Source organism: Brachybacterium sp. UNK5269 (assembly GCF_049266655.1).
Classification (GTDB): Bacteria; Actinomycetota; Actinomycetes; order Actinomycetales; family Dermabacteraceae; genus Brachybacterium.
On sequence record NZ_CP184883.1, the window covers coordinates 521,338 to 533,778 of the forward strand.

Below are 12,441 nucleotides of genomic sequence, written 5' to 3' on the forward strand. Positions count from 1 at the left end.
CGAGCCCTGCGCGACAGCGCTCCCTGTCGCCCCGACCGATCCGGGGCCGCCCCCACCACCCCGCATACCGCTACGAACACCCCGCATACCGTTACGAAGGAGTACGCCATGTTCTCTCGACGCCAATTCACCCTCTCCGCCACCGCCCTCGGAGTCACCATGCTCGGCATCTCGGGCTGCTCGCGGCCCTCCGAGCGCACCACCGAGGACCTCTCCTCCGAGGTCGGCCTGACCGACTCCGGGCTGCCGGTCGTCACGGGCGAACTGACCCTCGACTTCGGCGGCGCGAAGTCCGCGCTGGCACCGGACTTCGAGGCGATGGAGCTGGTCCAGGCCTGGGAGGCCGACTCGGGGATCACGATCAACTGGAACAACGAGCCCGACGAGGTCTGGGGCGAGAAGAAGAACCTGCTGCTGGCCGGCGGCGAGCTTCCCGATGCCCTGTTCAACACGGGCCTCTCGGATGCCGAGGTCGCCAAGTACGGCGCCAACGGCACCTTGCTCGCCCTCGAGGACCTGATCGAGGAGAACGCGCCTACGCTGGCGGCGATCCTCGCGGAACGACCCGACATCAAGGCGGCGATCACCGCCTCCGACGGCCACATCTACACCCTGCCGTCCGTCGAGGAGCTGGGCCTGGTCGAGTTCCCGCGCATGCTCTTCGTCAACACCGACTGGCTCGAGACGTACGGGCTGGAGATGCCCACGACGGTCGAGGAGTACCACCAGGTGCTGCTCGCCTTCAAGGAGAACGGGCCCGACGGGGTCCTGCCGCTGTCGTTCCTCGGCGCCGGCGACATCTCGGACCTGATCGCCGCGATCGGCGGCCAGGCGGACAACCCCGACCACCGCATCGTGGAGGACGGCAAGGTCGTCTTCACGGCGAACCAGGACGGCTTCCGCGACGCGATCGCCGAGCTCCACACCTGGTACACGGAGGGGCTCATCGACCAGGAGGCCTTCTCGCAGGACTACGTCAAGTTCATCTCCAAGGGCAAGGCCGAGCCGCAGACCCTGGGGTCGTACTACTTCTGGGAGATCCCCGAGGTGGTCGGTCCGGAGCGCGCGGACCAGTATGCGATCGTCCCGATCTTCCCCGGTCCCGACGGCGTGCAGCGGGCCTGCGTCGCCAACAACCAGGAGATCAACCGCGGCGCCTTCGCGATCAGCTCGACCAACGAGTACGCCGCTGCGACGATGCGCTGGGCGGACATGCTCTTCGACCCGGTCATGAGCGCTCAGGCCAACTGGGGCCCGATCGGGATCACGCAGCAGCTCAACGAGGACGGTCTGCTCGAGCAGATCCCCGTCGGCGAGGGGGAGACCGAGCAGGAGCGGCGGGTGAAGGTCTCCCCGGGCGGACCGAAGATCATCACCGCCGAGGACTTCGAGACCGTCGTCCTGCCCGAGCCCCGCGCCGCGGAGCGCCAGGCCCAGATCGCCGAGTTCTACGAGCCCCACCGCGCCAACGAGAAGTACCCGCCGGTCATGCTCTCGGTGGACGAGCTGAACCGCATCAGCACCCTCGAGACCGACATCACCTCCCTGGTCACCGAGAAGATCGCGACCTGGATCGTCAAGGGCGGGATCGAGCAGGAATGGGACGGGTACGTCTCCCAGCTGGAGGCCATCGGCCTCGGCGAGGTCGTCGAGGTCTACCAGACCGCCTACGACCGGTTCACCGGCACCGCCTGACCGGACGGCGGCTGCCCCACGGCCCGGCAGCCGCCGTCCGTCCCGACCTCCCGACCGCCGGCACGTGCCGGCGGTCCCCCTCAGCAGCGACAGAGAGACCATGACCATCACTTCCCCGTCCCGCCAGCGCGCCGATCTGCATCGGCCCCGGTTCCATCTGACGCCGGAGGCGACCTGGATGAACGACCCCAACGGGCTCGTCGTCATCGACGGCACCTGGCACGCGTTCTTCCAGAACAATCCCCACGGCAGCACGTGGGGGAACATGTCCTGGGGCCACGCGATCTCCGACGATCTGGCGACCTGGACCCGTCTGCCCGTGGCGCTGCCGTGCTCGGAGACCGAGCTGATCTTCTCCGGGAGCATCGTCCACGACGCCGAGAACACCTCCGGCCTGGGCGCCCCCGGTGCGGACGGTCCGCTGGTGGCGTTCTACACCAGCGCCTACACGCCCTCCCACCCGACCACTCCCGGCATCCAGGCCCAGTCGGTCGCGTTCTCCCAGGACCGGGGCGCATCGTGGACCTTCTACGAGAACAACCCCGTCCTGACGCGGGACTCCGAGAACTTCCGGGACCCGAAGGTGTTCTTCCATCCCGAGAGCCAGCGGTGGGTCATGGTCACGGTCGAGGCGCTGGACCACTGCGTCCACCTGCACACCTCCGTAGATCTGCTGACCTGGGAGCCCGCCTCCACGTTCACCCATCCCGCGCTCGACGGCGGCATCTGGGAATGCCCGGACCTCGTGCGGGTGCAGGTTCCCGGCGACGAGAGCGCCGCGGCGCGCGAGGCGTGGGTGCTGGTGCTCAGCACCAACCCCGGCGGTCCGGCGGGCGGCTCCGGCACCTACACGCTGGTAGGGGAGTTCGACGGCCGACGCTTCACGAGCGACGCCGCGCCGCAGCCGCTGGATCTCGGCCCGGACTGCTACGCCGCGGTCTCCTTCTCCGGCGTGGACGGCGATCCCGTGCTGCTGGGCTGGATGAACAACTGGGCCTACGCCGAGCAGACGCCGACCGCTCCCTGGCGCTCCGCGATGACCCTGCCCCGCACGCTCCACCTGGAGCCCGGAGCGGACGGCGCGCTCGACGTCGTCCAGCACCTGATCATCCCGGAGGGCATCCCGACCCTCGATCTGGAGATGCCGAGCGCCCCCGCAGAACTGGCGACCGTGGACGCCGGCCAGCCCTTCCGGCTGCGCGGCGTGCTCTCGACCGAGGTCCCGTCGCGGGTCGTGCTGCGGTTCCGGTCCGAGCTCGGCACGCGTCAGCTCGTGCTGGAGGTCGATGAGGACGGCGGCGTGGTCCTGGACCGCGGGGACGCCAGCCTCGATTCCTTCGCCGCGGAGCACCCGCGCTCCGTGCCGTACCGGCCGCAGGCGGCCCGCAGTGAAGTCGCGTTCGACCTGGTCGTCGACCGGTCCTGCGTCGACCTCGAGCTCGACGGGGGCAGGGCCCTCGTCTCGCAGCAGATCTTCCCCGGCGCGGAGACGGTGACCGTGCTCGTCGAGGCCGCGTCATGAGCGAGCCGGGCGTCCTCGTCGTCGGGGAAGCCCTGGCCGATGTGGTGGTCCGGCCCGACGGCACTCGCGAGGTCCGGCCCGGGGGAGCCCCGCCAACGTCGCCGTCGGACTGGCGCGGCTGGGGATCCCGACCGATCTGCTGTGCCGCCTCGGCGCCGACCCGCACGGAGACGTCCTGCGGGACCATCTGGGCCGCGCCGGGGTGGGCCTGCGCGACGCCGGCGCAGATCCGCCCCGCCGAACCTCGACCGCCGCAGCGGCGGTCGGCGCGGACGGCGCGGCGAGCTACCGCTTCGACATCGACTGGGACATCGCCGCGATCGACCCCGGTGCGGTGCGAGCCTTCCACACCGGCTCGCTGGCCACAGTGCTCGAGCCCGGCGCCACCTCGGTCCTGGCCGCCCTGGAGGCCGTGCCCTTGGAGACGCTCGTATCCTTCGACCCGAACGTCCGACCGGCCTTCGGCATCCCCCGGGAGGAGGTCCTCGCCAGGACGGAGCGCGTGGCCCGCCATGCGCACGTCGTCAAGATGAGCGACGAGGACCTCGACTGGCTCTACCCCGGTGCGAGCCTCGGTGACGTCGCGGCGCGGATGCACGCGCTCGGGGTGCGCCTGGTCGTCGTCACCCGGGGCGCCCAGGGGTGTCTCCTCAGCACCCCGGGGTGGACCACCGAGCTGCCGGCCGCACCGGTCAGCGTGGTCGACACGATCGGAGCGGGGGATGCCTTCATGTCGGGGCTGCTGTTCGCCGTGCTCGACACGGACGGCGACCCACTGCTCCGCTCCGGGGATGTGCCACAGCATGTCGCGGAGGAATGGGCCAGGATCGCGCTGAGGAGCGCCGCGATCACCGTCGGCCGCCGTGGCGCCCAGCCGCCGTGGCCTGCGGATCTGGAGGCGCGCGTCTAGGGCCGATCTCCTGAGGTTCTGCGGGGTCGAGCTCCATCGGACGCTCATGACTCCACGCAGAACTCGTTCCCCCTCGGGGTCGGCCATGACAATGAGGTCGTCACCTTCGGTGATCACTGCCGCGCCCAGCGAACGCAGACGATCGACCTCTGCTGCGAGGTCGCCGATCGCTCGAAGATCGAAGTGCTGGCGGTTCTTTGCCGCCTTGGGTTCGGGCACGCGCTGGAACCACAGATTTGGGCTACCCCATCCTGCCGGTTCGACCCAGGCACGATCCGCGTTGCTGTCCTCGTCAACATTCGAACCGAGGACCGCCGCCCAGAACGCCGCTACGACGAGCGGCTCTCGACAGTCGAAGGTGACTGACTTCACAAAGGAGGTCACCGCGTCAAGCTAGCACGCCGTAGGCCCGCGCCGATCTCGATCAGCCTCATCATGCCGGTGCCGCCACGGTGTTGCCATCGCACCCCGGACCTCACGCACTTCGGAGTCACGCCCTAGGTGCCGGGGTGCGCTCCCGCTCTCCTCGGCCCTCAGGGACTGGAGGGTGCGGGACCGAGCACTCCGCCCGACGCCTCACCGGCGGAGGCCCCTTTGAGCTCGACGAAGATCGTGTGCGTCGGGGTGTCGCCGGTGTTCTCGCCGGAGTGGCGCTGCGCGGGGATCCAGACCGCCTGCCCGGCGGGGAGCTCGGTCTCGAACTCGCGGCCACCGGCGGACAGCCGGCGGGAGAAGGAGCTCAGCGTGACCATCACGCTGTTCGGGTGATGGTGGGGAGCCGTGCGATCGCCGGGCTCATCGAGGTACTCCAGGACGCGAACGAACTCGTTCTCCCAGAGGGTGCGGTAGTGGTCCGGATTCGTCGTGGTCGGGTCGTCGGGGACCATAGGACGACGCTACGCCTGCACGGTCGCTATCGATACCCCGCCCCCGGGGCCAGTCGCGCGAGGTCGCGCTCACCCCCGCTGCCGCCGGTACTCCCGCGGCGTCATCCCGCAGGCCGCGGTGACGTGCTGGTAGAAGCTGCTGAGCGAGCCGAACCCCGCAGCCCCGGCGATCTCCGTGATCCGCAACGAGGTGGTCAGCAGCAGCCGCTGCGCCTCGGCGACCCGGCACATCGTCACGTAGTCCCCGAGGGTGACCCCGGCGGTGCGACGGAACACGGTCATCGCGTGGGAGGGCGTGAGGTGCACGCACGCGGCGATGTCCGCGACCGTGAGCGGTGAACCATGGTGGTCCCGCACGTACCGCGCCATGGTGCTGACCTGACGGAGCCGGGAGGCGGGGACGGAGCCTGCGTTACTGAGCGGGGCCGCGGGGCCGGGACGCGAGGACGCGCGCAGGATCCTGCGCACGGTCGCCTGGATCTCGAGCACGGCGATCTGCGCGCTCTCGCCTCCGGCGCCTGCCTCGGCGGCCGATCCGACGTGGGGCTCCGTTCCGCCCACCTCCTCGCCCCACTGCTCGGCCAGGTGGTCGATGCGGCGAGCGAGGTCCGGGTCGTGGGTGATGAGGGGCTCGGCGCTCAGCAGGGGAGCGGTCTGGGCCTCCGGCAGCCCCCAGCCGAGGAACATGCTGAAGGGCACGTGCACCCAGCACATGTCCCCGCTGCGGGAGTCGACCAGGCCGTGGGGCTGCGCGGCCCAGAACACGGCGATCTCGCCCTCGCGGATCGTCAGCGGCCGCCCGCCGAACAGGTAGTGCAGCTGGCCATGGAGGACGACGTTGATCTCGACGTCGTCATGACGGTGCATCGAGAACATCGGCGGGGGAGCCCCTCGCCGGACCCACAGCCCGGGCGGCATCTCCTCGACCACGTCGCTGATCGGCCACCTCGTCATCGCCTCACCGTAGACCAGGATGAAGCGCAGGGATCGAAGGATCCTGGAACATCGGCCAAGGATCCCGGGAGACCTCCGGTGCTCTGCGCGCCTAGCGTGAGGACATGACAACGACGTTCGTGAAGAACACCAAGATCACCCTCATCGGCGCCGGCGGATTCGTGTTCCCCTTCCGCCTCATCGGCGACATCCTCAGCTTCCCTGCGCTGCGGAAGTCGACGCTGTGGCTGATGGACATCAACCCCGACAAGCTCGGTCCCGTCGCCGCCGCGACCCGCGAGCTGGTCGCCCACCACGGCTTCCCGACCACGGTCGAGGAGACCACCGATCGCCGCGCCGCCCTCGACGGGGCCGACATCGTGATCATCACCTTCCAGGTGGGCGGGGTGGAGTCCTACCGCCACGACGTCGAGATCCCCCGGAAGTACGGGATCGACCAGACCGTCGGCGACACCGTGGGCCCCGGCGGCGTGTTCCGCTTCCTGCGCTCCGTTCCCGCCTACGACCAGATCGCCGCCGACGCGCTCGAGGTGTGCCCTGACGCCACCTTCATCAACTACGCGAACCCGATGGCGATGGCCACGGCGTACCTGAACGCGAAGGGTCTGCGCACGGTGGGGCTGTGCCACAGCGTCCAGGGCACCACCCGCATGCTCGCCCGCACCCTCGGGGTGCCGTACGAGGAGGTCTCCTACCGCTGCGCCGGCATCAACCACCAGGCCTGGATCCTCGAGTTCCTGCACGGCCAGGAGGACCTGTATCCGCGCCTCCGCGAAGTGATGTCCGCCAAGCATCAGCGCGGCCGCGGCGCCGAGAACCTCGCGGGCGACGACGGCGACCACTCCGAGGCGGCCGACGCGGCCAGCACGTACGAGGGCGGGAACGAGCAGGTGCGCACCTCGATCATGAACGCCTTCGGCTACTTCCAGACCGAGTCCAGCCACCACGCCTCGGAGTACCTTCCCTACTTCCGCAAGACCCCGGAGTTGGTGGAGGAGTTCATCCCCGAGCGGTGGGACTACTACGAGATCTGCGTGGCCCACGACGACCAGGGCGACATCGACGCCCAGCTCGAGAAGCTCAAGGCCGAGCTCGCCCCCAGCGTCGAGTACGGCGCGCAGATCGCGAACTCGATCGTCTCCGGCACCCCGAGCGTGGTCCACGGCAACGTCCCCAATGGCGGCGCCCTGATCACGAACCTCCCGGCCGACGCCTGCGTGGAGGTGCCCTGCCTGGTCGACGCCCGCGGGGTGCAGCCCACCGCCATCGGTGACCTCCCGCCGCAGCTCGCGGCGCTGAACCGCACCAACGTCAACGTGCAGACCCTGGCGGTACGCGCGGCTCTGCGCGGCGAGGTCGAGAACGTCCATCACGCCGTGGCCCTGGACCCGCTGACCGCGGCGCTGCTCACGCTCGAGGACGCGCGGGCCATGACCGATGAGCTCCTTGCGGCGCATGCGGACCGGTTGCCGGAGGCCCTTCGGCACGCTTGAGCAGACGCCGGTCAGGCGTCTCGTGCCACCCCTTCACTGATCCGCAGCGCGTTCGCGAGGATGGTCAGCACCGGGTTCGCGCCTCCGTTGGTGGGATGGGTGGAGCCGTCGACGACCACGATGTTCTCGTGCCCCCAGACGCGACCCTCGGAAGAGACGACGGAGGCGGCCGTGTCCTCGCCCATCCGGCAGGTGCCGGCCTGATGCTGGCCCCCGCTGGGGAGGGTCGGCAGCGTCATCGGCGGCATGGGGCGCACCTGTGCCGCGCCCGCCGCGTGCAACCACTCCGCAGCGCGAGAGGTGAGCATCTCGCGGCCGCGCAGGTCCTCAGCGTGCAGGCTGCCGCTGAGGCGCACGAGGGAGCGGCCGAAGCGGTCGGTGCTGCCGCGGGCGAGGGTCACCCGGGAGTCGCTCGAGGTCACCTCGTGGATGGGCCCCATGATGCGGGCGAACCTCAGCATGGCCTGCTCGGCCTCTCGCGACCCGACGCGCGTCCTCGGGCCGATCAGGCCCGTGTCATGGAGGTAGCGCTGCGAGCTTGCCGGTGTCGGCACGAACTCGTTGGCGAGGATGCCGCCGCCGATGATGCCGTCGTTCCCGTGGCGGAACTGTGCGGTGGAGACGGACGGGCCGGGCCCGCGCAGATCCACGACCTCCTCGTCGAACAGCGCCGAGGCCCCGCCGTAGGCGTGTCCCTGCAGGTGGCGCCCCACCTGATCACTGGCGTTGCCGAGACCATGGGGGTGGGCGTCGTCGGCGCTGTCCAGCAGGAGGCGTGCCGTCTCGATCGCCCCGGCGGCGAGCACCACGAGGCCGGTCCGTACGGTGCGGGTCCAGATCCTTCCCTCACGCTCGCCGGCGAGGTCGACGCTGTGGGCGCGTCCGCGCGGCCCCACCTGGATGCGCGTGGCCTGCGCGCCGGTCAGGACGGTGGCATTGCCGGTGGCGAGCGCTGCGGGGAGCGTGGTGTTGTGGCTTCCGGCCCGGGCGCCGACGGGGCAGTCGAAGCCCACGCACTGTGAGCACTGGATACAGGCACTGCGACCTCCGTGCGGCCGCGTGTTGATCAGCAGCGGTACCGGCTGGGTCGCGAACCCGATCTGGGTGGCCGCTGTCTCGAGGAGGCCTCCGAGGAGTGTCGGCGGCAGGGGCCCCATCGGCAGGGGCGCGCTACGCGGACCCTCCCAGCGGCCGCTGGGCGGGCCGCCACTGACCCCGAGGGACTGCTCGATGCGGGTGTAGAAGGGCTCGAGGTCGTCGTAGCTGATCGGCCAGTCGACCAGGGAACTGCCGTCCGGCACGCCGTAGGCGCTGGCCATCGCGAAATCTTCCGGGGTGAAGCGCCAAGCCTGCGCCCCGTACACCCGGGTACCTCCGCCGAGGGTCATCGCGTTGTTGTTCCAGGCGTAGTCGGAGGCCCTGGCGCGCCGCACCTGGTCGACTCCGATGACGACCTGGCGGTCCTCGGAGTCGGGTCCGGGTCCGGAACGAGGGAAGAGACCGGAGGTGGCACGTGGGGTGCGGAGGTGCTCGGTGAGCAGCTGCGATCTCTCTGGCAGCGTGCCGCGCTCGACGACGAGCACCTTCCATCCGTTCTCGGAGAAGGTCTGGGCGGCGACGCCTCCGCCGGCACCGGAGCCCACGATCACTGCGTCGTACTGCTCCTGGAGGTCCTCCGGCGAGGCGAGATCCCGGTGGGTGATCGGCAGCGGCTGCAGGGCTGCGGGCACGGGCGGGGACCAGGCATCGACATGCGGCGCCAGGACCGGGCCGACGCGTCCGGGGCTCAGCCCGTTCTCGTAGAGGACGTCCCCGACGATTGTGCGCAGGGAGCGCGCAGTGGCGTCGGACTCCTCGCTCGACCCCATGGCCACGTCGAGCCACGCGGGGGCCTCCGCGCGCGCGACGTCGAGCACCCGTGAGGCGAGCTGATCGATCAACGAGGGCGTGGAGATCGCGGGGTCGAGGACGCCGGCGACTCGACGGCGGACGTGGTCGAGCGCGTCGCTGTCCTGCACGGGAGCCTCCGTTGCCGCCGACGCTGAAGTACCGATCAACGAACGCGAAGATCACCGCCATGATCACAGCGATCGCCCTGCCGGACCCCATTCTGACGCGTTCTGCGGGAAGCAGCGCTCACCCGTCCGCCCGCAGCCCCACCCCGAACGGCGTCGCCGGATCCGCCACCGCCACCGCCAACGTCGTATCCGACTGCCCGTAGTACGCGAACCACATCCCCCGGAACTTCACCAACCCCTCGACGAAGGTGACGTTGGAGACCAGGCCATGGGTGTCCTCGTACGTCTGCGGGCGCAGCCACGGCTCCTGCAGGCGCGCCAGCACCTTCGTCGGCTCGGCGGGGTCGATGACGATCTGCCCGCAGCGGTAGTCCACGTCGACGCTCCCGTCGGCGTGGACCTCGCGGGTCGCGCCGTTGGTGAGCATCACCAGCAGGCCGTTGTCGGTGAGCACGGGGGAGGTGCCGATCTCCACCAGGGCCTCGTCGAAGGTGCCCGGGGTCGGGGTGTACATCGGCTCGTCGTCGCTGGTGCCGGGGGTCCAGTTAATGAGGTCGTCGCTGGTCGCCCAGTAGATTCCGCCCTCGCCGAAGTACATCCACCACTTCCCCTGGATCTGCTGGGGGACGATCACGCCGGCCTTGGACCAGTTGTGGCCGCGCGGGTCCATGGTCTTGAAGGTGTCGAAGTCCTCGAACAGGGGGCCGTGCTTGGTCCACGCGCGCAGGTCAGGGGAGGTGGCCAGGCACAGCTGCGCCATCCTCCGGTCCCAGCCGGTGTAGGTGAGGTAGTAGGTGCCGTCGATGAAGGCGATGCGAGGGTCCTCGCAGCCGTACCGCTCGTAGTCGTGCTCGGGGGAGAGGATCGGGGCGTCCTCGCGCTCGAAGTGGTAGCCGTCCTCGGAGGTCGCCAGGCCGATGTGGGAGACGATGTCCTCCGCGTGGGCCCGGTACAGCAGCACCACCTTGTCGTCGATCACCAGCGCGGCCGGGTTGTACAGGTTCGAGGACTCCCAGGAGTCGCCCTTGGGCCGCAGGATCGGGTTGTGCTCGTAGGGGACGAAGGGGCCGAGCGGGAACGTGGCGCCGCCGAACAGGGACACGGTGGACATGCTTCTCCTAAGAAGGGTGCGAGGTGGGGCAGGGGACGGGCTCAGCCCTTGACCCCGGAGCTGATGTCGGAGGCGCGGAAGTAGCGCTGGAAGAACACGAACAGCAGGACCACCGGGAACGCGAGGGTCGCGGCGCCGGCGAGGATCGCGCCATTGGGGTTCGAGGCGGTCTGCGAGACATTGGAGATGTAGTTCGCCAGCGCCACCGCGAGCGGCTGCAGCTGGGCGTTCTTCGTGATCAGGAACGGCCACAGGAACTCGTTCCACGGCCCGATGAAGGTGATCAGGGCGACCGTGGCGACGGCGGGCTTGACCAGCGGCACCGCGATCGAGGTCATGATCCGCAGCTCGGAGGCACCGTCGATGCGAGCCGCCTCGAACAGCGACTCCGGCAGCGAGAGGAAGAACTGCCGGAAGATGAACACGGCGGTGGTGTTGATCAGGAAGGGCAGGATCATGCCCAGGTACGAGTCCCCGAGCCCGTAGGTGCGGGTGACCTGCACATACAGCGGGATCATCAGCAGCTGGAACGGGATCGCCTGCACGCCCAGCATGATCGCGAACAGCGCGCCGCGGCCCCGCCAGCGCAGGCGGGACAGCGAGTACCCGGCCACCAGCCCGAACGTCAGGGTGCCGGCGAGCACGCCGAGGGTGAAGATCAGCGAGTTCAGCAGGGACCGCAGCAGGTTCAGGCGGGAGTTGATGTCGGCGAAGTTCTGCAGCGTCCACCCGCCGGTGGGGAACAGGTCCGTGGGGGCGCTGGTGGGGCTCTCCTGGAAGGCGCCGACGGCCATGAACCAGAACGGGAAGATGAACGCGAGCGCGAACACGGTCAGCACGATGTACAGACCGATGCTGCTGCGCCCGGCGCCGCCTGCGGTGCTGCGACGCTCGGGGGTGCGGGTGCGGGAGGCCATGTCAGTCCTCCCGTCCGGTGCGGGCCGCGAGGGCGGACAGCAGCCCGATCCCGATCACCAGCAGCACGCCGATCGCCGAGGCGACGTCGGGGTTCGTCTGCTGGATGCCCTTCTGGTAGATCAGCAGCACCGGCGAGCTGGAGGCACCGTCGGGGCCGCCGCCGTTGGTGAGCAGGTACGGCTCGGTGAAGAGGTTCGCGCCGGTGATGATCGCGAGGATCAGCACCAGGGCGGTCACGCTGCGCACCCCGGGCACGGTGACGTTCCGGAAGCGGCCGACGACGCCGGCACCGTCCATCGCCGCCGATTCGTAGAGCTCCCTGGGGATGCCCTGGAGCGCGGCGAGATACAGCAGGATGTAGAACCCCAGCTGCTTCCACGTCACGTACAGCGCGACCGACGGCATCGCCAGGGTGCTGTTGACCAGCCAGGACGGATCCGGGGCGAGCGGCCCCAGGATCGTGTTGACCAGGCCTCCGGAGGAGAACAGCAGCATCCACACGCCGATCAGGGACACGCTCGCGGTGACGTAGGGGATGTAGAACGCGACCCGGAAGGCGGAGGCGAACCGCACCACCTTGTTCAGCGCCGAGGCGAGCACCAGCGAGAGGATCGCGGTGAGCGGCACGTTGATCACCAGGAACACCGCGATGTTTCTGAAGGACTGCTGCACCTGCGGGTCGGTGATCGCGCTGACGTAGTTCTCGACGCCGACGAAGGGATGGTCGATGACCGCCGTGGGCGCGGTGAAGATGTAGTCGTGGAACGAGATCCACACCGCCTGGATCAGCGGCACGGCCATCACCGCAGCCAGGAACAGCACGTACGGCAGCACCAGCAGCACACCCAGCGGCTGGGGCCCGAGCAGCCCCCCGAGCGGCAGCCGGGAGCGCCGGGTCCGGGCGGGGGCGTCGCGGGTAGTGGTGGTGGTCAT

Annotated in this window: 10 protein-coding genes and 1 pseudogene; 4 read left to right on the forward strand and 7 right to left on the reverse strand. The window is 69.8% G+C overall.

Going from position 1 to position 12,441, the window contains the following annotated elements; genetic code table 11:
- The first annotated feature begins 108 nt into the window (after positions 1-108).
- The 3 genes from ACOJUI_RS02370 (at position 109) to ACOJUI_RS02380 (ending at position 4,127) form a co-directional block, all read left to right on the forward strand.
- Entirely contained in the window at positions 109-1,695 is a 1,587-nt protein-coding gene (locus tag ACOJUI_RS02370) for an extracellular solute-binding protein (RefSeq protein ID WP_422116512.1), read from the forward strand.
- 100 nt (positions 1,696-1,795) lie between these two features.
- Positions 1,796-3,217: a glycoside hydrolase family 32 protein gene (locus tag ACOJUI_RS02375; RefSeq protein ID WP_422116513.1), complete on the forward strand. Its 1,422-nt coding sequence runs from the start codon at positions 1,796-1,798 to the stop codon at positions 3,215-3,217.
- 139 nt (positions 3,218-3,356) lie between these two features.
- Positions 3,357-4,127 carry a PfkB family carbohydrate kinase gene (locus tag ACOJUI_RS02380; protein ID WP_422117596.1) on the forward strand — a complete coding sequence of 257 codons (771 nt, stop codon included), beginning with the start codon at positions 3,357-3,359 and terminating at the stop codon, positions 4,125-4,127.
- A gap of 123 nt (positions 4,128-4,250) precedes the next feature.
- Here the strand turns inward: ACOJUI_RS02380 and ACOJUI_RS02385 are convergent.
- From ACOJUI_RS02385 to ACOJUI_RS02395, 3 genes and pseudogenes are all read right to left on the reverse strand, one after another.
- Positions 4,251-4,511 (reverse strand): annotated as a pseudogene (locus ACOJUI_RS02385) (VOC family protein); the annotation flags it as partial.
- A gap of 149 nt (positions 4,512-4,660) precedes the next feature.
- On the reverse strand, positions 4,661-5,014 hold the full coding sequence (locus ACOJUI_RS02390; RefSeq protein WP_422116514.1) for a cupin domain-containing protein: 354 nt from the start codon (positions 5,012-5,014) through the stop codon (positions 4,661-4,663).
- Positions 5,015-5,083: 69 nt separating this feature from the next.
- Positions 5,084-5,968, reverse strand: a complete 885-nt coding sequence (locus ACOJUI_RS02395) for a helix-turn-helix domain-containing protein (RefSeq protein ID WP_422116515.1) — start codon at positions 5,966-5,968, stop codon at positions 5,084-5,086.
- Positions 5,969-6,072: 104 nt separating this feature from the next.
- On the opposite strand from ACOJUI_RS02395, the gene ACOJUI_RS02400 reads away from it, so the two are divergent.
- Positions 6,073-7,461 (forward strand): alpha-glucosidase/alpha-galactosidase, encoded by a 1,389-nt coding sequence (locus ACOJUI_RS02400; RefSeq protein ID WP_422116516.1) that lies wholly within the window; start codon positions 6,073-6,075, stop codon positions 7,459-7,461.
- A gap of 11 nt (positions 7,462-7,472) precedes the next feature.
- Here ACOJUI_RS02400 and ACOJUI_RS02405 read toward each other — a convergent pair whose 3' ends face one another.
- From ACOJUI_RS02405 to ACOJUI_RS02420, 4 genes are all read right to left on the reverse strand, one after another.
- Complete coding sequence (locus tag ACOJUI_RS02405; RefSeq protein ID WP_422116517.1) at positions 7,473-9,479, reverse strand: GMC oxidoreductase; 2,007 nt, start codon at positions 9,477-9,479, stop codon at positions 7,473-7,475.
- 118 nt (positions 9,480-9,597) lie between these two features.
- The gene (locus tag ACOJUI_RS02410; RefSeq protein WP_422116518.1) at positions 9,598-10,590 is read right to left on the reverse strand and encodes a glycoside hydrolase family 130 protein; all 993 of its coding nucleotides are present in this window, start codon (positions 10,588-10,590) and stop codon (positions 9,598-9,600) included.
- 41 nt (positions 10,591-10,631) lie between these two features.
- Positions 10,632-11,507: a carbohydrate ABC transporter permease gene (locus tag ACOJUI_RS02415; protein WP_422116519.1), complete on the reverse strand. Its 876-nt coding sequence runs from the start codon at positions 11,505-11,507 to the stop codon at positions 10,632-10,634.
- A gap of 1 nt (position 11,508) precedes the next feature.
- Entirely contained in the window at positions 11,509-12,441 is a 933-nt protein-coding gene (locus tag ACOJUI_RS02420; protein ID WP_422116520.1) for a carbohydrate ABC transporter permease, read from the reverse strand.